The organism is Pseudomonas sp. TMW 2.1634 (assembly GCF_001703595.1).
GTDB classification, from domain to species: Bacteria; Pseudomonadota; Gammaproteobacteria; order Pseudomonadales; family Pseudomonadaceae; genus Aquipseudomonas; species Aquipseudomonas fragi.
Map to the genome: position 1 here is coordinate 5,240,033 of NZ_CP016849.1, position 24,672 is coordinate 5,264,704.

Annotated in this window: 18 protein-coding genes and 6 tRNA genes; 12 read left to right on the forward strand and 12 right to left on the reverse strand. The window is 59.7% G+C overall.

Annotated features, from left to right (window positions below; all coding sequences use genetic code 11):
- The first annotated feature begins 432 nt into the window (after window positions 1–432).
- Both BFC21_RS24905 and rmuC read left to right on the forward strand, forming a co-directional pair.
- Window positions 433–756: a hypothetical protein gene (locus BFC21_RS24905; protein WP_088379228.1), complete on the forward strand. Its 324-nt coding sequence runs from the start codon at window positions 433–435 to the stop codon at window positions 754–756.
- A 172-nt stretch (window positions 757–928) separates the two neighbouring features.
- Window positions 929–2,293: a DNA recombination protein RmuC gene (rmuC, locus tag BFC21_RS24910; protein ID WP_162939411.1), complete on the forward strand. Its 1,365-nt coding sequence runs from the start codon at window positions 929–931 to the stop codon at window positions 2,291–2,293.
- A 113-nt stretch (window positions 2,294–2,406) separates the two neighbouring features.
- Here the strand turns inward: rmuC and BFC21_RS24915 are convergent, their stop codons facing one another.
- Window positions 2,407–5,877 carry a PAS domain-containing hybrid sensor histidine kinase/response regulator gene (locus tag BFC21_RS24915; protein WP_088379229.1) on the reverse strand — a complete coding sequence of 1,157 codons (3,471 nt, stop codon included), beginning with the start codon at window positions 5,875–5,877 and terminating at the stop codon, window positions 2,407–2,409.
- A 240-nt stretch (window positions 5,878–6,117) separates the two neighbouring features.
- On the opposite strand from BFC21_RS24915, the gene BFC21_RS24920 reads away from it, so the two are divergent.
- Together BFC21_RS24920 and BFC21_RS24925 are read left to right on the forward strand one after the other, a co-directional pair.
- On the forward strand, window positions 6,118–7,269 hold the full coding sequence (locus BFC21_RS24920; protein ID WP_016779886.1) for a TDT family transporter: 1,152 nt from the start codon (window positions 6,118–6,120) through the stop codon (window positions 7,267–7,269).
- 115 nt (window positions 7,270–7,384) lie between these two features.
- On the forward strand, window positions 7,385–9,259 hold the full coding sequence (locus BFC21_RS24925; protein WP_088379230.1) for an MFS transporter: 1,875 nt from the start codon (window positions 7,385–7,387) through the stop codon (window positions 9,257–9,259).
- Between the two features lie 124 nt (window positions 9,260–9,383).
- On the opposite strand, the gene sugE is transcribed toward BFC21_RS24925, so the two are convergent.
- The 3 genes from sugE to rdgC form a co-directional block, all read right to left on the reverse strand.
- Entirely contained in the window at window positions 9,384–9,698 is a 315-nt protein-coding gene (gene sugE / locus BFC21_RS24930) for a quaternary ammonium compound efflux SMR transporter SugE (protein WP_016779888.1), read from the reverse strand.
- A 118-nt stretch (window positions 9,699–9,816) separates the two neighbouring features.
- On the reverse strand, window positions 9,817–10,782 hold the full coding sequence (locus tag BFC21_RS24935; RefSeq protein ID WP_016779889.1) for a bile acid:sodium symporter family protein: 966 nt from the start codon (window positions 10,780–10,782) through the stop codon (window positions 9,817–9,819).
- Between the two features lie 182 nt (window positions 10,783–10,964).
- Window positions 10,965–11,885, reverse strand: coding sequence for a recombination-associated protein RdgC (gene rdgC, locus BFC21_RS24940; RefSeq protein WP_088379231.1), 921 nt, complete (start codon window positions 11,883–11,885; stop codon window positions 10,965–10,967).
- A 160-nt stretch (window positions 11,886–12,045) separates the two neighbouring features.
- Here rdgC and BFC21_RS24945 point away from each other — a divergent pair.
- The 6 genes from BFC21_RS24945 to BFC21_RS24970 all read left to right on the forward strand — a co-directional run bounded on the left by BFC21_RS24945 (window position 12,046) and on the right by BFC21_RS24970 (window position 12,946).
- Window positions 12,046–12,121 (forward strand) — tRNA-Val (locus tag BFC21_RS24945).
- A 19-nt stretch (window positions 12,122–12,140) separates the two neighbouring features.
- Window positions 12,141–12,217 (forward strand) — tRNA-Asp (locus BFC21_RS24950).
- 219 nt (window positions 12,218–12,436) lie between these two features.
- Window positions 12,437–12,512: transfer RNA gene (locus BFC21_RS24955), tRNA-Val, on the forward strand.
- A gap of 19 nt (window positions 12,513–12,531) precedes the next feature.
- Window positions 12,532–12,608: transfer RNA gene (locus BFC21_RS24960), tRNA-Asp, on the forward strand.
- A gap of 166 nt (window positions 12,609–12,774) precedes the next feature.
- Window positions 12,775–12,850 (forward strand) — tRNA-Val (locus tag BFC21_RS24965).
- Between the two features lie 19 nt (window positions 12,851–12,869).
- Window positions 12,870–12,946 (forward strand) — tRNA-Asp (locus tag BFC21_RS24970).
- Between the two features lie 191 nt (window positions 12,947–13,137).
- Here BFC21_RS24970 and BFC21_RS24975 read toward each other — a convergent pair.
- The 8 genes from BFC21_RS24975 to BFC21_RS25010 form a co-directional block, all read right to left on the reverse strand.
- The gene (locus tag BFC21_RS24975) at window positions 13,138–15,543 is read right to left on the reverse strand and encodes a TonB-dependent siderophore receptor (protein ID WP_095005464.1); all 2,406 of its coding nucleotides are present in this window, start codon (window positions 15,541–15,543) and stop codon (window positions 13,138–13,140) included.
- A gap of 77 nt (window positions 15,544–15,620) precedes the next feature.
- Window positions 15,621–16,607, reverse strand: a complete 987-nt coding sequence (locus BFC21_RS24980; protein ID WP_088379233.1) for a FecR family protein — start codon at window positions 16,605–16,607, stop codon at window positions 15,621–15,623.
- Window positions 16,608–16,613: 6 nt separating this feature from the next.
- Entirely contained in the window at window positions 16,614–17,132 is a 519-nt protein-coding gene (locus BFC21_RS24985; RefSeq protein WP_088379234.1) for a sigma-70 family RNA polymerase sigma factor, read from the reverse strand.
- Window positions 17,133–17,337: 205 nt separating this feature from the next.
- Window positions 17,338–18,072: a phosphoadenylyl-sulfate reductase gene (locus BFC21_RS24990; RefSeq protein WP_016779895.1), complete on the reverse strand. Its 735-nt coding sequence runs from the start codon at window positions 18,070–18,072 to the stop codon at window positions 17,338–17,340.
- A 68-nt stretch (window positions 18,073–18,140) separates the two neighbouring features.
- Window positions 18,141–19,484, reverse strand: a complete 1,344-nt coding sequence (gene pabB, locus BFC21_RS24995; RefSeq protein WP_120266747.1) for an aminodeoxychorismate synthase component I — start codon at window positions 19,482–19,484, stop codon at window positions 18,141–18,143.
- 195 nt (window positions 19,485–19,679) lie between these two features.
- Window positions 19,680–20,663, reverse strand: a complete 984-nt coding sequence (locus tag BFC21_RS25000; RefSeq protein WP_088379235.1) for an alpha-L-glutamate ligase-like protein — start codon at window positions 20,661–20,663, stop codon at window positions 19,680–19,682.
- The gene (locus BFC21_RS25005) at window positions 20,663–22,195 is read right to left on the reverse strand and encodes an inactive transglutaminase family protein (protein ID WP_088379236.1); all 1,533 of its coding nucleotides are present in this window, start codon (window positions 22,193–22,195) and stop codon (window positions 20,663–20,665) included. Before BFC21_RS25005 ends, BFC21_RS25000 begins: the two co-directional genes overlap by 1 nt.
- A 5-nt stretch (window positions 22,196–22,200) precedes the next feature.
- Window positions 22,201–22,737 (reverse strand): ATP-dependent zinc protease, encoded by a 537-nt coding sequence (locus tag BFC21_RS25010; protein ID WP_016779899.1) that lies wholly within the window; start codon window positions 22,735–22,737, stop codon window positions 22,201–22,203.
- 280 nt (window positions 22,738–23,017) lie between these two features.
- On the opposite strand from BFC21_RS25010, the gene BFC21_RS25015 reads away from it, so the two are divergent.
- The gene (locus BFC21_RS25015; RefSeq protein ID WP_016779900.1) at window positions 23,018–23,740 is read left to right on the forward strand and encodes a GntR family transcriptional regulator; all 723 of its coding nucleotides are present in this window, start codon (window positions 23,018–23,020) and stop codon (window positions 23,738–23,740) included.
- A complete protein-coding gene (gene prpB, locus BFC21_RS25020) occupies window positions 23,737–24,624 on the forward strand; it encodes a methylisocitrate lyase (RefSeq protein WP_088379237.1) in 888 nt (295 codons plus the stop codon). Before BFC21_RS25015 ends, prpB begins: the two co-directional genes overlap by 4 nt.
- Window positions 24,625–24,672: the final 48 nt, after the last annotated feature.

Sequence of the window (24,672 nt, forward strand, 5' to 3'; positions counted from 1 at the left end):
AGTGGTGCATGGGGTGCATTCTGTCGGTAAAAATACCCTTGAGCGACGCGCCGCCGCGGTGCACCAGCCTGCAAGCGGTGCCCGGTAAAGGCCCGGTGCGTTGCTGTTAATGTGAACTTGTGCACATTAACAGTGCTGCTGGAAAAAACAGTGCAGATACCCGTGTTTTGCGCTTCCTAGCCTGTCTGGTAAATTTAAGTCAATGAAAAACATCGTTTTTTTTAATTGGTGAAAAAATCGACAGTTTGACCCGAGGCCCCGCAGGGTGGGCGTTTGCGGAGGTTAAAGCAGGGTTGTCCACTGACTTATCCACAGGATCTGTGGATTGTCCCGTGCGCTTGCTCTAGATCAAGGGTGTCGACTTTTTTGGACTTTACCCAGACGAAAAAAGGAGTAGAGTGGCGCGCCTTCTGTTCTGCCCTACAGTGTCGTATGAAGTTCCGCACAGCTACTTCCTCTGTTGCTCGTCCCAATACACCAACTGAAGCTCCCAAGCGCTTTTCTTTGCGGGTCGCTATCTGGCTGCTGGACAACCCGCGCCTGAGTGCCAGCCCCAGCGTCAAGCATGTGGCCGGGCACCTGCTCAAACAACCCGCCCGCCAGGGTGTGGTGCTGGCCCAGAGCCGTTTGGGCCAGTTGATGTGCCGTGAGTGCGGCAGCGCCCGCGATCAGCGTATCGGCCACGAACTGTTGCGCCAGGCCGCTCGCGCCGGTGACCGTCTGGCGCAGCAGGAACTGAACAAGACCGCAGACTGAACTGTCTTCGGCGCTGACTGTTGGTTAACCTTGTTCTTTTACCTCGTGCGGAGGGGTTATGGCCCTGGATCTGAGCAGCCTGTTGCTTGGCCTGGCAGCAGCGGGCGTGCCGTTGCTGGCGTTAATCTGGCAGTTGCAACGCAAGCTCGGCGGCCAGCCCGCTGAGCTTGCACTGCTCAACGAGCGCCTGAGTACCGCGCAACTGGCCCAGGAGGGCCTGAGTGCCCAGCTGGACGCCTGTCGCGACGAAGTCAGTGACCTGGGCCAGGCCAATGCCGCCAAGCAGGCAGAGCTGGCCGCACTGGGCCGCGAAGTCGAGCTGTTGCAGGTGGAACGCGACAACGGGCGCGATGCCGCCCATGCCTGGAACCTGGAGCGCAATCAGAAAGAAGTCGAGCTGCGGCGCCTGGATGCCCATGCGTCTGCGCTGGCTGCCGAATTGCGTGAGCAGCAGGACAGCCATCAGCAACGGCTCAACGACCTGCAGGGTTCCCGGGACGAGTTGCGGGCGCAGTTTGCCGAGCTGGCGGGCAAGATTTTCGATGAGCGCGAGCAGCGTTTCGCCGAAACCAGCAATGAGCGTCTTGGCCAGTTGCTTGACCCCCTCAAGGAACGCATCCAGTCGTTTGAGAAACGGGTCGAGGAGAGTTATCAGCAGGAATCGCGGGAGCGGTTTTCCCTGGGCAAAGAGCTGGAGCGCTTGCAGCAACTGAACCTGCGCCTCAGTGATGAGGCCACCAACCTGACCCGCGCCCTCAAGGGCCAGAAAACCCAGGGCAACTGGGGCGAGCTGATTCTGGAGCGGGTGCTGGAGCATGCGGGGCTTGAGAAAGGCCGTGAATACCAGACCCAGGTCAGCCTCAAGGGCCCTGACGGCGAGCGCTTCCAGCCTGACGTGCTGATCATGTTGCCAGGTGACAAGCAGGTGGTGGTCGACTCCAAGGTCAGCCTCACCGCGTATCAGCAATATGTAGGGGCTGATGACGATGTGATCGGGCAAGCGGCGCTCAAGCAGCATGTACTGTCGCTGCGCAATCATGTGAAGGGCTTGGCCAGCAAGGACTACAAGCGCCTGGAGGGGCTGCACAGCCTGGACTTTGTGCTGTTGTTCGTACCGATCGAGGCAGCCTTTTCGGCGGCGTTGCAAGCCGAGCCGAATTTGTTTCAAGAGGCGTTTGACCGGCATATCGTGATCGTCAGCCCGACCACGCTGCTGGCCACTTTGCGGGTGATCGACAGTCTGTGGAAGCAGGAACGCCAGGGGCAGAATGCGCGTGAAATCGCCGAGCGCGCCGGCTGGCTGTACGACAAGTTCGTGCTGTTTATTCAGGATCTGGATGAGGTGGGCAATCGCCTGCAGCAACTGGACAAGGCCTACAGCTCGGCGCGTAACAAGCTGACGGAAGGCCGCGGCAATCTGGTCAGCCGCAGCGAGCAGCTCAAATTGCTCGGCGCCCGGGCCAGCAAGAGCCTGCCGGCCGACCTGCTGGAGCGGGCCATGACCGACGTTGACGGCGTGGCGCACCCGGCGGAGTAACACCGGTATATGGCTTTGTGGGAGCGGGCTTGCCCGCGATGGCATCACCTCGGATCTATAGAAAACCGAGTTGCCTGCATCGCGGGCAAGCCCGCTCCCACAAGGGCGCTCAGCTACAGCGGCACATGCCTGCTCAGCAGCGCCCGCAGTACAGCAGGCTTGACCGGCTTGGGCAGGTACTCAAGGCCAGCCGCATGCACTTCGGCAATCATCTCCGGGCGACCATCGGCGCTGATGACCACGCCCGGTACCGGCTCACCCAGTTGCGCGCGCAGCCAGCCCATCAGCTCTGTCCCCACCTCGCCGTCGTCCAGATGGTAGTCAACCAGCACCAGCTGCGGACGCACGCCCTCATTGAGCAACGCTGCGCATTCTTCGCGGTTGCGAGCCGTCCACACCTGGCAACCCCAGCGCGTCAGCAGGCTTTGCATGCCGATCAGAATGCTGTCTTCATTATCGATACACAGCACCCGTGCCCCGGTCAGAGGCTGACCGTTCTGCTCGGCGACCACCGGCTGCGGCGCGGCCTGGCTCCTGGCCATCGGCACGCGCACGCTGAACACGCTGCCAAACCCTTGCCATGAGCGCACTTGCAGGCTGTGCCCGAGTACATGGCACAAGCCGTCGGCGATCGCCAGACCCAGGCCCAGGCCTTTTTCGGCGCGGGTTTGATGGCTGTCGAGGCGTTTGAATTCTTCAAAAATCACCTTCAGCTTGTCTTCGGGAATGCCCGGCCCGCGGTCCCACACCTCAAGGCACAGCTCACCGCCACGGCGACGCACGCCCAGCAGCACCGGGCCTTTGGCGTAACGAAAGGCGTTGGTAAGGAAGTTTTGCAGGATCCGGCGCAGCAATTTGATATCACTGTTGACCCGCACCCGGCTGCCGCGAACCCTGAAGTTCAGGCCCTGTTCCTGGGCCTGGGCGGTAAATTCATTGCCCAGGGTTTCGAACAGATCGTTAATGGCAAAGGGCTTGATATCAGGGGTGATCTTGCCGTTTTCCAGGCGGGAAATATCCAGCAGGTCGCTGATCAGGTCTTCGGCCGAGCGCAGGGAGCTGTCCAGATGCTGCACCAGTTTCTGCGCTTCGGCGCTCAAGCCTTCTTCCTGGTGGGAGAGGGCAGAGGAGAACAGGCGCGCGGCGTTCATCGGCTGCATCAGGTCATGGCTGACGGCGGCCAAAAACCGGGTTTTCGACTGGCTGGCGGTTTCGGCCACGCCCTTGGCCTCGGTCAGTGCCTGGTTGAGTTGTGACAGTTCATGGGTGCGCTCGGCAACCCTTTGTTCCAGGCCTTCATTGGCCTCGGTCAGGGCCTGCTCGGCTTCACGGAAGGCGGTAATGTCGGTGAAACTCATGACAAAACCACCTCCCGGCATCGGGTTGCCGATCAGCTCGATCACCCGACCATTGGGGAACAGCCGCTCCGAGGTATGCGCCCGGCCCTGGCGCATCCAGTGCAGGCGGCGGGCCACATGCACTTCGGCTTCACCGGGGCCGCACAGGCCGCGTTCGGCATTGTGGCGGATGATGTCGGCAATCGGGCGGCCGACGCTGATCAGCCCCTCCGGGTAGTCAAACAGCTCCAGATAACGGCGATTCCAGGCCACCAGCTTGAGTGACTGGTCGACCACGCTGATGCCCTGGGTGATGTTCTCAATGGCGCCCTGGAGCAAGGCGCGGTTGAACTGCAGGACTTCCGACGCCTCATCTGCAATGCGTACCACGTCTTCGAGCTGCATTTCCCGGCCTTCAATAGCAGCTTTTACTACAGCGCGGGTGGAGGATGCGCCGAGTACGCCCGCCAGTAGCCGTTCGGTGTGGGCGATCCACTCGCCATTGGCGTTCTGGTTGGGGTTAAAGCCCTTGCCCTGACGGTAGGCGAAGCGAATAAAGCTCTGATGGGCGCGCTCTTCCCCGACAAAGCGCGCGGCGAGGGCCAGCAGGTCATTGATCTGCACCGACAGCATTGAACGGCCGCTGGGGTGGCTGCTTAGTTCCTGGCCAATAAAACGTCCGGCCTGCCAGTGTTCTGATACGCGGGTGCGCGACAGCACCGAGACCCAGGCAAACAGGGTGAAGTTGCCTGCCAGCGACAGCACCACGCCCTGGGTCAGCGGGGTGATCGACAGGCCCAGCGGGTTGCTGTGCAGCCACGCCAACCCCGGGAAGTGGCTCAGGTGCCAGCCAAAGCTGTGGGCGATCAGCGGCAGTACCAGGGTGTAGAACCAGATAAAGGTGCCCGTAGCCAACCCGGCAAACACGCCGCGACGGTTGGCTTGTTTCCAGTACAGGGCGCCGAGCATGGCGGGCGCCAGCTGGGTGACGGCCGCGAAGGCGATCTGGCCAATGGTCGCCAGGCTGGCGGTCGAACCCAGCAGGCGGTAGCTGACATAAGCCAGCAGCAGGATCACCACGATCGACACGCGGCGCACCGAAAGCATCCAGTGACGGAACACCTCAAACGGACGCTCGGCGTTTTTATGGCGCAGCAGCCACGGCAGCAGCATGTCGTTGGAGACCATGGTCGACAGGGCCACGCTGGCCACGATCACCATGCCGGTGGCTGCCGACGCGCCGCCGATAAAGGCCAGCAGGGCCAGGGCCGGATGGGCCTGGGCCAGCGGCAGGCTGATCACGAAGGAGTCCGGCAGTACCGAACTGGGCAGCAACATTTGCCCGGCCAGGGCAATCGGCACCACAAACAGCCCGGCGAGAATCAGATAGGCCGGGAACACCCATTTGGCCAGTTGCAGGTCGTGGGGTTCGATGTTTTCCACCACGGTGACGTGGAACTGGCGGGGCAGGCAGATGATAGCCATCATCGCCACGCCGGTTTGCACGATCATCGAAGGCCAGTTGACGGTTTCTTTCCAGTACTCCTCAAGGCGCGGCGCGAGCATGGCCTGGTTGAACAGGTCGTCGAAGCCGTCATACAGCCCGAAGGTCACGAAGGCGCCGACGGCGAGGAAAGCGAACAACTTGACCAGCGATTCAAAGGCAATGGCCAGCACCATGCCGCGGTGGTGTTCGGTGGCATCGAGGTTTCGCGTGCCGAACAGGATGGTAAACAGGGCCAGCACCAGCGTCACAATCAGCGCCGTGTCCTCGACCCGCGAGCCGGTTGCGTCGGCCCCGGCCCCGATCAGCAGGTTGACCCCCAGCACGATGCCCTTGAGCTGCAGGGCTATATAAGGCAGCACGCCCACCAGGCAGATCAGCGCCACCACAATGGCCAGCGACTGCGATTTGCCGTAGCGGGCGGCGATAAAGTCGGCAATCGAGGTGATGTTTTCCTGTTTGCTGATCATCACCATCTTTTGCAGCACCCAGGGTGCGCATACCAGCAACAGCACCGGGCCCAGGTAAATCGGCAGAAATGCCCAGAGTTGTTCGGCGGCCTGACCAACGGCGCCGAAGAAGGTCCAGCTGGTGCAGTACACCGCCAGCGACAGGCTATAGACCCACGCGCGAACCCGCGGCGGCAGCGGTTTGCTGCGCCGGTCACCATAAAAGGCAATGGCGAACATAATGGCCATATAGGCCAGGGCAACGGCGGCAATCAGCCCGCTGGACAACGACATGGACACTCCTGAAGGTATAAGGCCGCTGCAATCCGGCAGCGGCAGGCTAGTCTCGCATGATGTTCGGGGCGCGTCAGTGTCGACCATGGTCTGAGCGCGGCCTGGTGTCGCAGCGGTTGAAGGATGACAAAAAAACCCTATATAGGCAAAGCAGATAACAGTTAGAGAAATTACCCGTTATATAGATATGCGATTTGGTTCTACTCTATTTGCACCTCATACGAGGAACAGGAGGAACCCATGACTTGCCCAAACAATGCCAAAGCCGGTTTTCGGCCATTCAGTCACTTGCAGCACCCGCGGGAAGTGATCCGCCAGTTCACCCCGAACTGGTTCGCTGCGACGATGGGTACCGGTGTGCTGGCCCTGGCCCTGGCTCAATTGCCGGTGCATATTCCGGGTGTGCATGCCTTTGCCGAGGGTTTGTGGCTGTTCAATATCGGTTTGTTCATTCTGTTCAGCGTGCTCTATGGCGCGCGCTGGGTGCTGTATTTCGATGAGGCACGGCGCATTTTCGGGCACTCCACCGTGTCGATGTTCTTTGGCACCATCCCTATGGGCCTGGCCACCATCATCAACGGTTTTCTGGTGTTCGGCGTACCGCGCTGGGGTGAAGGCATGGTGCAGGTGGCCGAGGTGCTGTGGTGGATCGATGTCGCGATGGCGCTGGGCTGCGGCGTGCTGATCCCCTACCTGATGTTTACCCGTCAGGACCACAGTATCGACCAGATGACGGCCGTGTGGCTGCTGCCGGTGGTGGCCGCCGAGGTCGCGGCAGCCAGTGGCGGTCTGTTGGCGCCGTATCTGAGCGATACCGTCATGCAGTTCCATGTGCTGATTACCAGCTATGTGCTGTGGGCGTTTTCGGTGCCGGTGGCCTTCAGCATCCTGACCATTCTGATCCTGCGCATGGCACTGCACAAACTGCCCCACGAGAGCATGGCTGCCTCCAGCTGGCTGGCGTTGGGCCCTATTGGCACCGGTGCCCTGGGCCTGCTGTTGCTGGGCGCTGATGCCCCGGCGATCTTTGCGGCCAATGGCCTGGCCCGGATCGGTGAGATTGTCGAAGGCTTGGGCCTGATCAGCGGGGTGATTCTGTGGGGTGTGGGTTTGTGGTGGATTGTGATGGCGGCGCTGATCACTATTCGCTACTTCCGCTCAGGCATCCCGTTCAACCTGGGCTGGTGGGGTTTTACCTTCCCGCTGGGTGTGTACTCCCTGGCAACCTTGCGCCTGGGCAGCATGCTGCACCTGAGCTTCTTTGATGTGGCCGGTTGTGTCCTGGTGCTGGCGCTGGCGTTGATGTGGCTGCTGGTGGGCACCCGCACCGTGCAAGGGGCCTATCGCGGCGAGCTGTTTGTATCGCCCTGCATTGCCGGATTGAAGAAGTAACATGTGCCCTCGGGTTCTGTGCGTTCATGCACAGAACCCGAGCAAGGTTGTGCCCTGAGTGTTACAACGGCCCTCCAAAGAGAAAGCCCATCAGCGCAACGTGAGTACATGGATGATGAGTCACCCCTCGCAATTCAGCTTGCTCGGCAAGCGCCGCTTCCTGCCCTTTTTCGTGACCCAGGCCCTGGGCGCGCTCAATGACAACCTGTTCAAGCAATCGCTGATTCTGGCCATCCTTTATAAGCTCACTCTCGAAGGTGACCGGGGTATCTGGGTCAATCTGTGTGCGTTGCTGTTTATCGTGCCTTTTTTTCTGTTCTCGGCGCTGGCCGGGCAATTTGGCGAAAAATACGACAAGGACCGCCTGATTCGGCTGATCAAACTGGGTGAAATCGCGATCATGGTGGTCGCAGCCATTGGCTTTGCCTTTGATCATCTGGCGTTGATGCTGGTGGCGCTGTTTGCGATGGGTACCCATTCGGCGCTGTTCGGGCCGGTGAAATACTCGATCCTGCCGCAGACCCTGCGGCCAGAGGAACTGGTCGGTGGCAATGGCCTGGTGGAGATGGGCACCTTTCTGGCGATTCTGGCGGGCACCATTGGCGCCGGGATCATGCTGTCGTCCGGCAATTACACGGTCATTGTCTCGGTGGTGATCATCGCTGTCGCGGTGCTCGGGTACCTGGCCAGCCGCGCCATTCCCCCTGCGCCGGCGGATACGCCAGAGCTGCGGTTGAACTGGAATATTTTCAGCGAATCCTGGGCCACCTTGCGCATGGGGCTTAATCAGACACCAGCGGTGTCCCGTTCCGTAGTAGGCAACTCGTGGTTCTGGTTTGTCGGTGCGATTTACCTGACGCAAATCCCGGCCTATGCCAAGGACTGGCTCTACGGTGACGAGACCGTGGTCACCCTGATTCTCACCGTGTTCTCGGTGGGCATCGCTTTGGGTTCGCTGCTGTGCGAGAAGCTCTCGGGGCGCAAGGTCGAGATTGGCCTGGTGCCTTTTGGCTCGTTTGGCCTGACCGTATTTGGCCTGTTGCTGTGGTGGCATTCGGGGCAAATGCCGCAAAGCCTCCAGGCCAACGACTGGCTGGGTGTGCTGGGCTTCAGTCAAGCCTGGTGGGTGCTGCTGGATATTCTCGGGCTCGGTGTGTTTGGCGGCTTCTATATAGTGCCGCTGTATGCGCTGATCCAGTCGCGCACCTCAGAAAGCGAGCGGGCGCGGGTAATCGCGGCCAACAATATCCTCAATGCGTTGTTCATGGTGGTGTCGGCGCTGATCACCATCCTGCTGCTCAGTGTGGCCAAGCTGACGATCCCCGAGTTGTTTCTGGTGGTGTCGCTGATGAACATCGCAGTCAACGCCTACATCTTCAAAATCGTGCCTGAATTCAGCATGCGCTTTATGATCTGGCTGTTGAGCCATTCCATGTACCGCGTGCAGCACAAGCATCTGGAGCTGATCCCCGATGAGGGGGCGGCGTTGCTGGTGTGCAACCATGTGTCATTTGTGGATGCCCTGCTGATAGGCGGGGCAGTGCGTCGCCCGATTCGCTTTGTCATGTATTACAAAATCTACAATCTGCCGGTGCTCAACTTTATCTTCCGCACCGCAGGTACGATTCCCATTGCCGGGCGTGCTGAAGACGAGGCGATCTACGAGCAGGCATTCGACAGGATTGCCCGTTATCTGAACGATGGTGAACTGGTGTGCATCTTCCCTGAAGGCAAACTCACCACGGACGGGCAGATTGATGAGTTCAAGGCGGGAGTGACGCGGATTCTGGAGCGCACGCCGGTGCCGGTGATTCCGATGGCGTTGCAGGGGTTGTGGGGCAGCTTTTTCAGCCGTGATCCAAACAAGGGGTTTTTACGACGCTTGTGGTCGCGGGTAACCCTGGTGGCCGGTGCGCCGATAGCGCCCGAGGATGCCACGCAAAAGCTGTTGCGTGAACGGGTGATGGAATTGCGCGGGGCGGTCAGATAGGCAAAGCAAAAGTGGGAGCGGGCTTGTTGTGGGAGCGGGCTTGCTCGCGATGCAGGCACTGCGGTTCTTCAGAAAAACCGCGGTGATGCTATCGCGAGCAAGCCCGCTCCCACAGCCGAGTGTGTTAAGCGCTGATCTTCAGGCCCACCAGGCCGGCAATGATCAGTGCAACACTGGCCAGGCGGAACAATGCCATCGACTCGCCAAACAGGATGATCCCGGCGATGACCGTGCCTACTGCGCCCACGCCGGTCCAGATTGCGTAGGCTGTGCCCAGTGGCAATTCTTTCATGGCCAGGCCCAGCAGGCCGAGGCTGATCACCATGGCGCCGACGGTCAGGGCCGTCGGTAGCGGGCGGCTGAAGCCGTCGGTGTATTTCAGGCCGACAGCCCAGCCAACTTCAAACAGGCCGGCGAAAAACAGAATGATCCAGGACATCTTCATCTCCATCAATTGATGGGGTCGTCCCCGGATTAATCACTCGATGAGCCGCGAGGTCGTCCTCGCTGTGCGCAGTATATTGCACACGATTAATCCGGCAGGCAAGCCCGAAATTTCACTCAGTTGCCGCCTTGGCAGCCGCCAGGCGGTCTTCTTTCTCGCTCATGCGCCTGAAGTACGTCGACAGCAGCGCCCCCGAAATATTGTGCCAGACGCTGAAGAGCGCACTGGGCACGGCTGCCAGCGGCGAGAAGTGGGCGCTGGCCAGCGCTGCGCCCAGCCCCGAGTTCTGCATGCCGACTTCCAGGGCCAGGGATTTGCGCTGCGCCAGCGGCAGCTTGAATAGACGACCGGTAAAGTAACCGAGCAAATAGCCGAAGCTGTTATGCAAAATCACCACGGCCATGATCAGCAGGCCGGACTTGGCGATTTGCGCCTGGCTGGCCGCCACCACCGCGGCGACGATGATGACGATACTCACCACCGACACCAGCGGCAGTACGTCGACGGCGAAACGCACCCGTGCGCCAAGCAGGCGCTGGGCCAGTACGCCGAGGACAATCGGCAGCAGCACCACTTGCAGGATTGACCAGAACAGCTCCATAAACGAAACCGGCAGCCAGGCCGACGCCAGCAACCAGATCAGGGCCGGGGTCAACAAGGGAGCGAGGAGGGTGGTCACGGCGGCGATGGCCACCGACAGCGCCAGGTCGCCGCGCGCCAGCCAGGTCATGACATTGGACGAAGTGCCACTTGGGCAGCAGCCAACCAGAATCACCCCTACGGCGATTTCGGGCGGCAGGTGGAACACCTGGCAGAGCAACCACGCCACGCCGGGCATGATCACGAAATGAGCAACCACGCCCAGTGCCACGCGCCAGGGGTGGCGGGCAACTTCGGCGAAGTCATCGAGTTTGAGGGTCAGGCCCATGCCGAACATCACCACGCCCAGCAGCGGCACGATGTAGCCTTTGAGGCCGACAAACCAGCCGGGCTCAAGAAACGCCAGTACGGCGAAAATCAGCACCCAGTAGGCAAAGGTATTACCGACAAAGCGGCTTAAGGCGGCGAGTGCGCGCATGGTGGTCCTTATTGTGGTTATTGTTCGGTCCGTAGCAGCTGCCGAAGGCTGCGTTCGGCGGCGTAGCCGTCGTAAAAACTGAATGCACAGTTTGACTTTAAAACCGCGCATTCAGAATTTACGAGCGCTTCGCACTCGAACGCAGCCTTCGTTCCTCGGCAGCTGCTACGGGTGGGTGGTTTTTAGATCCCCTGCGGAATCTCTTCGCCGCCCAGGGCTTCAAACAGTTGCGGCAAGAACTCGCCGAAAGTCAGCATCATCAGGGTGAAGCTGGCGTCCTGCTGGCCCAGATCGTCGTCGCCGCCGTCCTGTTCCGCCTGGTCTTGCAGCAGGTCTTCGAACTTCAGGCGCTTGACCACCAGTTTGTCGTCCAGCACGAACGACAGCTTGTCCTGCCAGGCCAGTGACAGCTGGGTCACGACTTTGCCCGTGCTCAGGTGCAGCTGGATTTCGTCGCTGGTCAGGTCCTGGCGTTTGCAGCGGATGATGCCACCGTCTTCATGAGTGTCGCGCAGTTCGCATTCGTCGAGAACGAAGAAGTTGTCGGCGGCTTTCTGGGTCTTGACCCATTCGGTCATCACCGCGCTAGGCGCAACTTTTACGGCCAGCGGGCGAACCGGCAGCGAGCCGATCACTTCACGCAGGGTGGACAGCAGGTCTTCGGCGCGTTTCGGGCTGGAGGCGTTAACCAGGATCAAGCCCTGTTTTGGCGCGATGGCGGCAAAGGTCGCCGAGCGGCGGATAAAGGCACGCGGCAGGAAGGCCTGGATGATTTCATCCTTGAGCTGATCGCGTTCCTTTTTGTAGACCTTGCGCATTTGCTCGGCCTCGATCTCTTCGACTTTCTCCTTCAATGCATCGCGCACAACGCTGCTTGGCAGGATGCGTTCTTCCTTGCGGGCGGCAATCAGCAGGAAGTCCTGGCTGACGTGAACCAGCGGGGCGTCTTCGCCTTTGCCGAACGGGGCAACGAAACCGTAGGTGGCTACTTCCTGGCTTGAACACGGGCGGGCCAGTTTGGTGGCCAGTGCAGTTTCCAGCACCTGTGCATCAAAAGGCAGATCTTGGGTCAGGCGATAGATAAGCAGGTTTTTGAACCACATGGGGTGAATCACTCCTATATACAAAGGCGCATTATTCGCCTGATAACCTTAATAGGCCAACCCTGCGCTAAGCCTTTGTCATCGTTAGAAAAATTATTTTAAAAAGTGCTTGCCAGACTATAGGTCGCTCCGTAGAATGCGCGCCACACCGAGAGTGAAAGGGTGATTAGCTCAGCTGGGAGAGCATCTGCCTTACAAGCAGAGGGTCGGCGGTTCGATCCCGTCATCACCCACCATTCGCTCACAGTGTTACGCGCAGCGGTAGTTCAGTCGGTTAGAATACCGGCCTGTCACGCCGGGGGTCGCGGGTTCGAGTCCCGTCCGCTGCGCCATTTTTAATACCATAAGCCCCTTGAACGCTTGTGGTTGGGATAAGCCTGCTGAATGCTGGTTTGCCCGAAAGGCTTCGGTTTGGCAGTTCGCTGCGAAATCAAAGATGCAGGGTGCTGAAAACGGCTGTTTTTACCAGGTTTTGAAAAAAACCAAAATAAAAACAACCACTTACACAAATAGTGTGAGAGAATGCGCCCCGCAACGAAAGTGAAGTAAATGGGTGATTAGCTCAGCTGGGAGAGCATCTGCCTTACAAGCAGAGGGTCGGCGGTTCGATCCCGTCATCACCCACCACTTACTTTCAATGTTACGCGCAGCGGTAGTTCAGTCGGTTAGAATACCGGCCTGTCACGCCGGGGGTCGCGGGTTCGAGTCCCGTCCGCTGCGCCATATTCTGAGCACAAGCCCCTTGAACGCTTGTGATCAACAAAAAGCCTGCCTTGTGCAGGCTTTTTTGTGTGCGCAGGTTTTGTTTAATTAATAAAAACCTTAAATAAAACAAACACTTACATGAAAATTGTGAGACAATGCGCCCCGCAATGAGAGTGAAGTAAAAGGGTGATTAGCTCAGCTGGGAGAGCATCTGCCTTACAAGCAGAGGGTCGGCGGTTCGATCCCGTCATCACCCACCACTTACTCACAGTGTTACGCGCAGCGGTAGTTCAGTCGGTTAGAATACCGGCCTGTCACGCCGGGGGTCGCGGGTTCGAGTCCCGTCCGTTGCGCCATATTCCGATCACAGGCCCCTTGAACGCCTGTGATCAACAAAAAAGCCTGCCATGTGCAGGCTTTTTTGTGCGCGGGTGTTTTGTGGCGGGTGGGAGCGGGCTTGCTCGCGATAGCATCGACGCGTGCTTACTCAAGAGCCGCAGCGTCTGCATCGCGAGCAAGCCCGCTCCCACAGTTATTTTGCGTGGGTTTAGAAATCCCAGCGCGTGGTCACCATCACATTGCGCGGGTCGCCGTAGTACGACGAGTTATAAAAGCCGATATTGGTGTAGTACGACTTGTCGAACACGTTGTTCAGGTTGACCGTGGCCGACAGGTTTTTCGAAATCTGATAGCGCGCCATCAGATCAACCAGCCAGTACGGGTCCTGGGAGAATTTCTCCACGGTGCCGCCCTTGTTCCAGTTGGTCAGCATCTGCCAGCCGGTGCTCTGCCAGCGAACACCGCCGCCCAGGGTCAGTTTGTCCAGATCACCGGTCAGCTTGTAGCTGGTGTAGAGGTTGATCTGGTCTTCCGGCTCCCAGGTCGAAACCTTGGTGCCGCCCTGGTCACGGCTGACCTTGTGGGTGTAGCCCGCCTGCAATTGCCAGCCCGGCATCAACTCACCGGAAATTTCCGCCTCGTAACCTTTGGTCGTGGCCTTGATACCTTTGTAGGCGTAGTCGATTTCCGGGTTGGTCGGGTTGCCGTTGTAGGCCATGTCCGCTTCGGGGCGATTGTCTTGATGCACTTCGAAGTACGCCAGGCTTGAGTTCAGGCGACCGTCATAGAACTCGCCTTTCAGGCCCAGCTCATAGTTGGTGCCTTCGTCCGGTTCAAGCATCTTGTTGTTACGATCGCGGTAATACGTCTGCGGCAAAAAAATCTGCGTGTAACTGGTATAGGCCGAGATATTGGGGGTGATGTCGTAGATCAGGGCGGCGTAGGGCAGCACTTTGCCGGTGTCTTTGGCCTGGCTGGTGCCGGTCACGTTGTAGTCGGCCACGCGGGTGCCCAGCATCAACTTCAGGTCATCGGTCAGGCTGAAGCGACCGGTCATGTAAGTGCCGACCTGGCGCGTGGTTTCATCGTTGTAGGAGGTGACATTGCGCCAGTCCGGCTCCAGCGCTTCGCCTTTCCAGTTGTAGTAGTCGTAGGCGTTGTTGACCATGTCGGCGTTGGTGTAGTCCTTGCCGGTCCAGTGCGACCTGGAGATCGAGCCGCCAACGACCAGTTCGTGTTCGCGCCCCAGCAGGCTGAAAGGCCCGGTGGCAAACAGATCGCCGCTGTCGCTGACGTATTCGCCGGTGTACTTGCGCGCCAGGATCGGCGCCAGGCCGGTGGTCACGTTCGGGTCGAGAAGTGCGCCCAGTGGAGCGTTATAGCCGTTGATCTGGTGGTTGTACTGGCCTTTGACCACCCAGCCATTGTCGAAGTTGTGCTCCAGGGTCGAGAACACGGTGCGCGTGTACTGCTTCCAGCTGCTCCATTTGGTGCCGTTGTTGAACGAGCGCGGGGTGCTGATGCGCTCACCGGCGGAGTTGAACAGCGAGGCGCTGCCTGACCAGCTTGAGCCTGTGGGGTTGTTGTCCTGGTAGTCGGCCCCCAGGGTGAGCAGGGTGTCGGGCGTCAGGTCCACTTCAAGGATGCCGTAATAGACCTCGCTGTCGCGCTTGTAATGGTCCATGAACGAATGCTTGTCCTGATAGGCCGCCACGGCCCGGCCACGCACGTTGCCACTTTCGGTTAATGGCCCGCTGACATCGATTTCGGAGCGGTAGTTCTCCCAGGAGCCTGCGCCCACGTCGATATGGGCCTTGAATTCACGGGTCGGCTTTTTGCGCACCATGTTGATGGTGCCGCCCGGGCCGCCTGCGCCGGTGAGCAATCCGGTTGCCCCCTTGAGGATCTCGACGCGGTCGTAAATCGCCGTGTCGGTCAGGGTGTGGCCGGCCGAGTATTGCGGATCCTGCAGGATGGGGATGCCGTCGTACTGGAAGTTTTTGATCGCAAAGCCGCGCGAGTAATAGCTGGTGCGGTCACTGTCGTAGGTGGCCACGGTGATGCCGGGGGTGTGGCGCATCACATCGTCAATGGAGTTCATGCCGAAATCGTCCATCGCCTGGCGTGTCACCACGGAGATGGACTGCGGGGTTTCCTTGGGCGTCAGCACCATGCGTGTTGCGGTGGCGATGGAGCCTGGGGTGTAGGACCCGCTACCTTCGGTGATCGTCCCCAACTGGTTGGCGCTGACCTGGGTGGCGCCCAATTCCAGGGCGCCGCCTGCTGCCGGCAGGGGATCCAACCTGTAGCCGTTGGCGCTTTTGACCACCGTATAACCGCTGCCGCGCAACAAGGCGTCGAATCCGCCTTGTTCGTTGTAAGCACCCTGCAGGCCGGGAGTCGACAAACCCTCCAGGTTGCTCGACTGGAAAATGATGGCTACGCCAGCCTGTTGCGCGAAGCGGTTGAGTGCGCTGCTCAACGGGCCTGCCGGGATATCGTAGGTCTGCACGGCCGCTGTTTGCGCCTGGGCGGTAGCGGCGCAGGCCACGCCAGCCGCTGAAGCAACGATCAAGTGAATCGCCAGCGTGAGCGGTTTGTAGGAGGTCAGCATGGAAGACGTAGTCCTTTATGAGTCGTTGTTACCTACCTTGACGGTTGACTCGAAAAAAGCGGAACGAATGGGAATTATTATTTTTTGGCCGGTTGCAGTTGGCTGATGACGATCAGCCACGGGGTGTAGGTGTTGATCTGCAGGGGCAGGGTGTCGGCGATCAGTTGCAGCGCCCGGTCGGTGTCGTCCAGTGGCAGCACGGCCGAGACGCGCAAGTGGGCCAGGGCAGAGCGATCAAACTGCAGGTGGCCGCGTCGATGGCGGGAAATTTCATCGAGAACCTCAGGCAATGGCTGGTTCTCAACCACCAGTTGATGACGCTCCCAGGCCTGATTGATGCTGGCCGGTGAGACGCTGCCGGCGAGTTCCACCGAGTCGCGGTGGATCAATGCCCGCGAGCCTGCAGCCACTTCCAGGGTTTGCTGCTCGTTGGCGCTTTGCGCCGCGACACGGGATTGCAGCATGCTCAAGACCGTCGTGTCGCCCTGGCGCTTGACCACGAAACGGGTGCCCAGGGCGCGCATGCTGCCTTGCGCGGTTTGCACAAAGAAAGGTCTGGTGCTGTCGTGGGCAACTTCCACCAGCACTTCGCCTTGGAGCAATTCGATGCGGCGTTCCTGAGCGTCAAAATGCACGTTAAGTGCGCTGGTACCGCTGAGGGTGATGGTCGAGTTGTCGGCCAGGCGCTGCGTTTTCCAGTCGTTGGGGCCGGTACTGATATCGGCCATCCATTGCCCGGGGTAATGGCTTTTGAGAAGCAGGGTGGCCGGCAGGGCCAGGCAGCCTGCAATCAGCAGTGCGCGCAGGGCCTGTTTGCGTCGGGTTACGGCTTTACGTCCGGCGAATGCGGCGTTGAGCGCCGCTTTGGCCGGCACCGATTGCTGGCGCAAGGCCTGCAGGCGGTTGATGACATCCTGCATGCGCAGGGCGGCGGCGGCGTGTTGCGGGCTTTGTTGCTTCCAGCGCTCGAACTCCAGGCGCAAGCCCTCGCTGAAGCCTTCTTCGTGCAGGCGAAGGATCCATTCGGCGGCTTGTTCGTCTATTGATTCGGGCTGTTCGGGCATGCGGGCTCAGATGTCCAGGCTATGGCTGCAATGCAGCAGGGCCTGGATCAGGTACTTGCGCACGGTGCGGTCAGACAGGCCCAGTTGCCGGGCGATTTCGCACTGGGTCAGGCCGTCCAGGTAATACAGCACAAAGGCCTGGCGTGCCTTTTCCTGCATGCCTTCGAGAATAAAGGCGATCTGCTCCAGGGCTTCAAGAGTGGTGAGAATCTGCTCCGGCGACTGAAAGCCTTCGAGGGCTTCGGCGGTCAGGGCCAGTTCTTGCAAATAAGCGTTTTCGATCTGTTTGCGGCGCACCTGATCGATGATCAGCCTGCGTGCCGTAGTACTCAAAAAGGCCCGGGGCTCGCGCAGGGTGGCGACCGACTCGCGGGCATTGAGGATTCGGGCGAAGGTGTCCTGGGCCAGATCGGCGGCATTGTGCGCGCAACCGAGTTTTCTGCGCAGCCAGCCAAACAGCCAGCCATGATGCTCGCAGTACAGGTCAGTAATAGCGCTCTGGTAGGACGGTTCACCCGAAGCCATAGGACTTTGCCTAAACGTTATTGAGAATAATTACCAATTCTCAACGAAAGTCCGGGGTAAACGCAAGGTGGGTGGTTAAATGCAAAGGCCACTTGCAACTGTGGGAGCGGGCTTGCTCGCGATAGGATCGCCTCGGTGTGGCAGGTGCACCGAGTTGTATCCATCGCGAGCAAGCCCGCTCCCACAGAGTTTGGAGGGGGGCGTTTTAGTTCTTCGCAATCAAATTGCCGGCATGCAGGCCGCATTCTTTTTGCGTGGCTTCTTCCCACCACCAGCGGCCTTCGCGCTCGTGCTGGTTGGGCAGTACCGGGCGGGTGCAGGGCTCGCAGCCGATGCTGATAAAGCCGCGTTCATGCAGGCTGTTGTAAGGCAGCTCCAGCATGCGGATATAGCCCCACACTTCCTCGCTGGTCATCTGTGCCAGCGGGTTGAACTTGTACAGCGTGCGCTCGGGTGTGGAGAACGCGCCGTCGATTTCCACGGCGGCTACCTGGCTGCGGGTGCCGGGGCTCTGGTCGCGGCGCTGGCCGGTGGCCCAGGCCTTGACCGTCGACAGCTTGCGTCGCAACGGTTCGATCTTGCGGATGCCGCAGCATTCGCCGTGGCCGTCCTTGTAGAAGCTGAACAGGCCTTTTTCCTTGACGAACGGTTCGAGCTTGCTTTGATCCGGCGAGATCAGCTCGATCTGGATCTTGTAGTGCTCGCGCACCTGTTCGATAAACCGGTAGGTCTCGGGGTGCAGGCGGCCGGTGTCGAGGCTGAACACCTTGACGTTCTTGTTGAGCTTCCAGGCCATGTCCACCAGCACCACATCTTCGGCGCCGCTGAAGGAGATCCAGAGTTCGTCGCCAAAGTGTTCAAAGGCGAGTTTGAGTATGTCTTGCGGGGACTTGCTGGCGTATGTCGCGGCGAGTTCGGCGACGTCAAACGGATGGCTCATCAGGCGGCTTCCTGCAGTGAATGGCGCTGGGCGCTCTCTAGTGGCGTGATCTTAGCAAAAAGCGCGGGCTACAGGGTTTGCAGCGTATCGAGCAGTACCTTCACTTTGGTGATCGATTCCTGGTATTCGTCCTGCCAGTCGGAGTCGGCCACAATGCCGCCACCGCCCCAGCAACTGACGCGCCCGTCCTTGACCAACAGGCTGCGGATGGCGATGGAACTGTCCATTTCGCCGCGTACGTCGAGGTACAGCAACGAGCCGCAGTAGAGGCTGCGGCGGGTGGGTTCCAGTTCGTCGATGATCTGCATGGCGCGGATCTTGGGTGCGCCGGTAATCGAACCGCCGGGAAAGCTGTCGCCAATCAGGTCCAGGGCGTCCTTGCCGTCAGCCAGTTCGCCGACAACGCTGCTCACCAGATGATGCACGTTGGGATAGCTTTCGAGGGTGAACAGTTCGGGCACGCGTACCGAACCGGTGCGGCAGGTGCGGCCCAGGTCATTGCGCAGCAGGTCGACGATCATCAGGTTTTCCGCGCGATCCTTGGCGCTGGCCAGCAGTTCGGCGGCGTTGGCTGCGTCTTCGGCGCTGTTCTTGCCCCGTGGCCGGGTGCCTTTGATCGGCCGGGTTTCTACCTGATGGTGGCTGACCCGTACAAAACGCTCGGGGGACAGGCTCAAAATGGCGTTGTCGTCCGGCAGGCTCATAAACCCGGAAAAAGGCGTCGGGCAGGCCTGGCGCAGGGCGCAATAGGCGGTCCAGGCATCACCTTCGCACTGCGCGCTGAAGCGCTGGGTGTAGTTGACCTGATAACAGTCGCCCGCCTGGATGTAGTCGTGGATCTTGCGCAAAGCCTGTTCGTACTGGCTGGCGCTGATATCCGGCTGCATCGGCTGCTTGAGGGAGAACGCCCTGTTGAGCTGCGGTGCGGGCTGGCTAAACAGCTGGATCAGGCGATCACGCTGCGCAGGTTCAAGGCTTGGGTGAAACACCAGTTGGCTGGTGGCTGCCTGGTGGTCCGTGACCAGTGCCCAGGCATACAGGCCCAGTCGCGCATCCGGCAGGTGCAGGTCATTCAGGGCGTGGGCTGGCAGCTGTTCGAGTTGTCGGCCAAAGTCATAACTCAGGTAGCCGATCAGGCCGCCCGCGAAGGGTAATTCGCAAGCGTCGGGCAGGGCGGCGTTGCCCAGTTGCTGGAGGCTGTTACGCAGGCGCTGCAGAAAATCGCGGCCCGACTCGTCTGGCTGCAAGGTCAGCTCTGCCTGTGGCCATGCGCTCATCAGGTCATAACGGCCACGGTCGGCAGTCGGGCGGCCGCTGTCGAGCAGCACGGCGCCGGGTGCATGGCGAATGGCCGCAAAATAGTCGGCAGGGTTGGCGAGGTAGGGCAGCGGGTAAACGGAGCAGGTGAGCATGCGCAGCAAATCAGCCATCGGAGCGGGGGGGCTGATTGTAGTCCTGTGCAGGGCAGTAAATCTATGTAGCTGGTGGGAACTGTGACAGCTGTTGGAGCTGTGGGAGCGGGCTTGCTCGCGATGGAAACGACGCGGTTTAGCAGGCAAACCTAGTTGACAGCATCGCGAGCAAGCCCGCTCCCACAGGTTTTTGGCTTACTCGGGCTGGTGGATATGCCCAAACAGTTCCTGAACAAAGCGCACGCGCTCTTCCGGGGTTTCCTTGATGCCTTTGGCGGCCAGTTCTTCAAGGTGCGCTTCGACCGCGTGGGTGCGCAGGGTCAGGCCGCAGTCGTTGGCAATCTGGATATTCAGGCCCGGGCGGGCGTTGAGTTCCAGGATCAGCGGGCCTTTGTCCTGGTCGAGCACCATGTCCACGCCGATATAGCCCAGGCCACACAACTCGTAGCAACCGGCCGCCAGCTTCATGAAACCGTCCCAGTTGGGCAGTTGCACGCCGTCCACCGCATTGGTGGTGTCGGGGTGTTTGCTGATGATGTTGTTCAGCCAGGTGCCGCGCAGGGTCAAGCCGGTTGCCAGGTCGACGCCAACGCCGATGGCACCCTGGTGCAGGTTGGCCTTGCCGCCCGATTGACGGGTCGGCAAGCGCAGCATGGCCATTACCGGGTAGCCCATCAGCACGATGATGCGGATGTCCGGCACGCCTTCGTAGCTGATGCTTTTGAAGATCTGGTCCGGGGTTACCCGGTACTCGATCAGTGCGCGGTCACGGTGGCCGCCCAGGGAATACAGGCCGGTGAGGATACTGGAGATCTGATGCTCGATCTCTTCATGGCTGATGATCTTGCCCGAGACCGTGCGAAACCGGTCTTCGAAGCGATCCGCAATCACCAGGATGCCGTCACCGCCCGCACCTTGCGCGGGCTTGATCACGAAGTCGCTGCGCCCACCGATGATTTCATCGAGCTTGTCGATTTCTTTTTCGGTGGAAATCACCCCGTACATTTCCGGCACATGAATACCGGCCTTGATCGCGCGTTCCTTGGTGATGATCTTGTCATCCACAATCGGATACAGGCTGCGTTTGTTGTACTTGAGTACGTAGTCCGCATTGCGCCGATTGATGCCCATGATGCCCCTGGCTTCCAGGGCCTTCCAGGTCTTCCAGAAGCCAAACATCAGGAATCAGCCTTCAGGAACGCTTTGAAACGTACCAGCTCGGTCAGGCGATAGCCGCGATAGCGACCCATTGCCAGCATAAAGCCGACCATGATCAGCAGGACTGCCGGGAAGGTGAATACGAAGTACACCAGCTCCGGCACGCTCATCACCAGGTACGCCAGGGTAGCGGCAAACAGGGTGCCGATCGCGACTTTCATGGCATGCCCGCCACCGCGCTCTTCCCAGGTGATCGACAGGCGTTCGATGGTCATGGTCAGGATCACCATCGGGAACAAGGCCACGGACAAACCGCGCTCCAGGCCCAGTTTATGGCTGAACAGGCTGATGGCGGCGATCAGGATAACCACAAAGGTCAGCACCACCGACAGGCGCGGCAGCATCTGCAGCTTCAAGTGTTCAAGGTAGGAGCGTAGCGTCAGCCCCAGTGCGGTGATCACCGTAAACAGGATGATGCCAAAGCCCAGCTGGGTCTCGCGGAAAGCCAGGGCTATCAGAACCGGGGTGAATGTACCCAAGGTCTGCAAGCCGATCAGGTTGCGCAGGATCAGGATCACCAGCACGCCGATCGGGATCATGACCATGATCATGAAGGTTTGCTGGGTCTGCAGCGGCAAGCCGTACAGCGAGTATTCAAGGAAGTTGGCGTCGGTGTTTTCGTCAGTCAGCTTGGCCAGACGAATGGCGTTCATTTCGCTGTTGTTCAGGCTGAAAGTAACGTTGGCTTTTTTACCGCCATCCACCGTGACCATTGGCTCGTCGCCGATCCACCACAGCAGGCGGTCAGACGGCAGGCCCTGCTCGCCGGTTTCCGGGTTGAAGTACAGCCAGTCGTTGCCGTTGAAGCTGCGCAGCCACAGTTCCGGGGTTTGCGGCTGGTCGGCCACCAGGCGGATGGTGTGGACTTTTTCCATTGGCACGTGGGCAATCGACAGCAGTAGCTCGATGACTTGTGCTTTGTGCGCGGTCGACGGATCGCCGGCCAGCAGCAGCTTCACATTGTCATCGTTGGCGTTGCTAACGCGCTTGATGGTCTCGCTGATAAAGGTCTCAACGTCGGCCGAATGCTGGCGGATAGGCGCGAGCAAGGCTTCGGCAGCGATTTTTTCCGGGCCTTCGACGGCGATGCTGTCACGGAAAACCGGGCCCTTGATCTTGGTCTTTTCACCCGAATAGCGCTTGGTCAGCACCAGGCGGTAGTAGAGGGTTTGTTTGCCACTGACCCGGCGTGCCGACCAGGTGACCTTGCGGTTACCGTCGACCCGATTGACGCTCACCCCGTAGTTATTGGAGATAAAGCTCTCGTTCAAACTGACGTAGTCACGGTTCAGGGGGGGCACGAACATCTGGATCTTGACCGGATCCTTGGAGCTGGCGACGAATTCGACCTTGGCGTCGATATTCCACAAGTCGTCCGTGGCGTCTTCGGTCACCGGAATGCCGAGGACGAAAATCTGATAGGCAGTAATCGAAATACCGAGCACCACCAGGATGGTGATCAGGATTTTCAGGTGAAGGGTAAGCGCGCGCATTTCAATTACTCTGCGGTTTGAGCGTTGGCGACACAGGCAGGTTTGCCAGCAGCGTATTTAAGACTTGGGTCGACCAGCGCATCAAAGCGTTTCAGCGCTTCGGAGCCGATCAACAGCGGATATTGGAACGCACTTCTATCGGTCAAGTTCACTTCGATGGTGCGTAAAGCCTTGCCCATGCAGATTTCCAGGGAAATGACCGGGCGCGAGGTGTAGTTCTTGTCGGCCTGCGGGTCGTAGTCACCCGAGCGACGCTTGATCTTGCTGACACGGGCCAGCGGGCGTTCGATGGGGTGGGAGTGGGCATCATCGATGGCCAGGTAAAAGCGCACCCAGCTCTCTCCATCACGCTTGAAACGCTTGATATCGCGGGCGCTGAGCGAGGCGGTCTTGGCGCCGGTGTCGAGTTTGGCCGCTACCTGCAAGTCAATGCCTGCCAGTTCTGCGTATTCATTAAGGCCGTACACGGTTTTTTCGCCAGCCAGGCTCAGGCCGGGTACGCACAGCAGGCAAGCGAGGATAGAGAGGGGGAAACATTTCATAAATCGAAGCACGTCTCTTGCAATCTTCAGATCAAGGCGACTGGCAGGAGCGCAAGTTTCCTCGTGCGGCTGCCCTATGGATGAGGGCAGGGCGGATGCGGTCGGCATTCTAACATGATGGTTTTATGGCGCCAGCGCCGAGGCGTCGTCGCAGGGCCGCCAGTGCTGTCGATTCAACCAAGGTCGTATTAGACGATTGTCGACAATATCTATTTATTCTTTGACTCTGCACCTGTAAATAGCTAGTTTTGGCGCTATTGATTTTCAAGGTGTCGACAATATGCTGCAAGCACTGGAGCCTGCCACAATCCCCCAGGATGACTCGGAAACCCTTTCCGAGAACGTCTTCCGGCGTATTCAGGCGGCCATTGTCAAAGGCGAAATCGCCCCGGGCAGCAAAATCTCCGAGCCTGAACTGGCCCGTACCTACGGCATCAGCCGCGGGCCATTGCGTGAAGCCATTCACCGTCTTGAAGGCCAGCGTTTGCTGGTGCGCGTGCCTCATGTGGGCGCGCGGGTTGTATCGTTGAGCCATGCCGAGCTGATCGAACTCTACGAAATTCGCGAGTCCCTGGAAGGCATGGCCTGTCGCCTGGCCGCCGAGCGCATGAGCGATGAAGACATTGCCGAGTTGCGCAGGGTGCTCGAAACCCATGAGCGCGACGAGGCGTTCCAGGCGGGCGTTGGCTACTACCAGCAGGAAGGCGATTTCGATTTTCATTACAAGATTATTCAGGGCAGCGGTAACCGTACCCTGACGCAGATGCTCTGTGGCGAGCTGTACCAACTGGTGCGCATGTACCGCATCCAGTTCTCTGCCACGCCCAATCGCCCGCACCAGGCGTTTGCCGAGCACCACCGGATTCTCGATGCCATTGCCGATCGCGACGGCGAACTGGCCGAGTTGTTGATGCGCCGGCATATCGGCGCATCCAAACGCAATATTGCGCGTCACTACCAAGACAGCGCCCAGCAGACAGCCACTCCACGAGGTGAGTCATGAGCAATAAGAACAGTCCAGGCCAGCGTTTCCGTGATGCAGTTGCAAGCGAACATCCTTTGCAAGTGGTGGGTGCGATCAACGCCAACCACGCGCTGCTGGCCCAGCGTGCCGGTTTCAAGGCCATCTACCTGTCGGGTGGCGGTGTTGCAGCCGGGTCGCTGGGCGTGCCGGATCTGGGTATTACCGGTCTGGACGATGTGCTGACTGATGTACGACGCATTACCGATGTATGTGATCTGCCGCTGCTGGTGGACGTGGACACTGGCTTCGGCTCCTCGTTTTTCAACGTGTCGCGCACCGTCAAGTCGATGATCAAGTTCGGCGCGGCGGCGATTCACATTGAGGATCAGGTCGGCGCCAAGCGTTGCGGCCATCGCCCGAACAAGGAAATCGTGTCGCTGCAGGAAATGGTCGACCGCATCAAGGCCGCCGTCGATGCCCGTACCGATGACAGCTTCGTGATCATGGCGCGTACCGATGCGCTGGCGGTGGAAGGTCTGGAGTCGGCCCTGGAGCGTGCAGCGGCTTGTGTTGAAGCGGGTGCGGACATGGTCTTCCCGGAAGCCATCACCGAGCTTGAGATGTACAAACTGTTCGCCAACCGGGTGAAAGCGCCGATCCTGGCCAACATCACCGAGTTTGGTGCCACGCCGCTCTACACCACCGAGCAACTGGCCGGTGCTGACGTATCGCTGGTGCTGTACCCGCTGTCGGCGTTCCGCGCAATGAACAAGGCGGCTGAAAACGTGTACACCGCCATCCGCCGCGACGGCACCCAGCAAAACGTGATCGACACCATGCAAACCCGCATGGAGCTTTACGACGCCATCAATTACCACGACTTCGAACAGAAACTGGATGCGTTGTTTGCCGCGAAGAAGTAACAGAACACTGTGAATCTGTGGGAGCGGGTTTGCCCGCGATAGGGTCAC

What these genes read in the sequence shown, in the direction of transcription:
- rdgC (WP_088379231.1), bottom strand. Translation starts at nt 11,885, where the DNA reads ATGTGGTTCAAAAACCTGCTTATCTATCGCCTGACCCAAGATCTGCCT.
- BFC21_RS24935 (WP_016779889.1), bottom strand. Translation starts at nt 10,782, where the DNA reads ATGCGCGCACTCGCCGCCTTAAGCCGCTTTGTCGGTAATACCTTTGCC.
- BFC21_RS24975 (WP_095005464.1), bottom strand. Translation starts at nt 15,543, where the DNA reads ATGCTGACCTCCTACAAACCGCTCACGCTGGCGATTCACTTGATCGTT.
- BFC21_RS25005 (WP_088379236.1), bottom strand. Translation starts at nt 22,195, where the DNA reads ATGCGCGCGCTTACCCTTCACCTGAAAATCCTGATCACCATCCTGGTG.
- prpB (WP_088379237.1), top strand. Translation starts at nt 23,737, where the DNA reads ATGAGCAATAAGAACAGTCCAGGCCAGCGTTTCCGTGATGCAGTTGCA.
- BFC21_RS24920 (WP_016779886.1), top strand. Translation starts at nt 6,118, where the DNA reads ATGACTTGCCCAAACAATGCCAAAGCCGGTTTTCGGCCATTCAGTCAC.
- BFC21_RS24915 (WP_088379229.1), bottom strand. Translation starts at nt 5,877, where the DNA reads ATGTCGTTGTCCAGCGGGCTGATTGCCGCCGTTGCCCTGGCCTATATG.
- BFC21_RS24905 (WP_088379228.1), top strand. Translation starts at nt 433, where the DNA reads ATGAAGTTCCGCACAGCTACTTCCTCTGTTGCTCGTCCCAATACACCA.
- BFC21_RS25010 (WP_016779899.1), bottom strand. Translation starts at nt 22,737, where the DNA reads ATGAAATGTTTCCCCCTCTCTATCCTCGCTTGCCTGCTGTGCGTACCC.
- BFC21_RS25015 (WP_016779900.1), top strand. Translation starts at nt 23,018, where the DNA reads ATGCTGCAAGCACTGGAGCCTGCCACAATCCCCCAGGATGACTCGGAA.
- pabB (WP_120266747.1), bottom strand. Translation starts at nt 19,484, where the DNA reads ATGCTCACCTGCTCCGTTTACCCGCTGCCCTACCTCGCCAACCCTGCC.
- BFC21_RS24980 (WP_088379233.1), bottom strand. Translation starts at nt 16,607, where the DNA reads ATGCCCGAACAGCCCGAATCAATAGACGAACAAGCCGCCGAATGGATC.
- BFC21_RS25000 (WP_088379235.1), bottom strand. Translation starts at nt 20,663, where the DNA reads ATGTTTGGCTTCTGGAAGACCTGGAAGGCCCTGGAAGCCAGGGGCATC.
- sugE (WP_016779888.1), bottom strand. Translation starts at nt 9,698, where the DNA reads ATGTCCTGGATCATTCTGTTTTTCGCCGGCCTGTTTGAAGTTGGCTGG.
- BFC21_RS24925 (WP_088379230.1), top strand. Translation starts at nt 7,385, where the DNA reads ATGAGTCACCCCTCGCAATTCAGCTTGCTCGGCAAGCGCCGCTTCCTG.
- BFC21_RS24990 (WP_016779895.1), bottom strand. Translation starts at nt 18,072, where the DNA reads ATGAGCCATCCGTTTGACGTCGCCGAACTCGCCGCGACATACGCCAGC.
- BFC21_RS24985 (WP_088379234.1), bottom strand. Translation starts at nt 17,132, where the DNA reads ATGGCTTCGGGTGAACCGTCCTACCAGAGCGCTATTACTGACCTGTAC.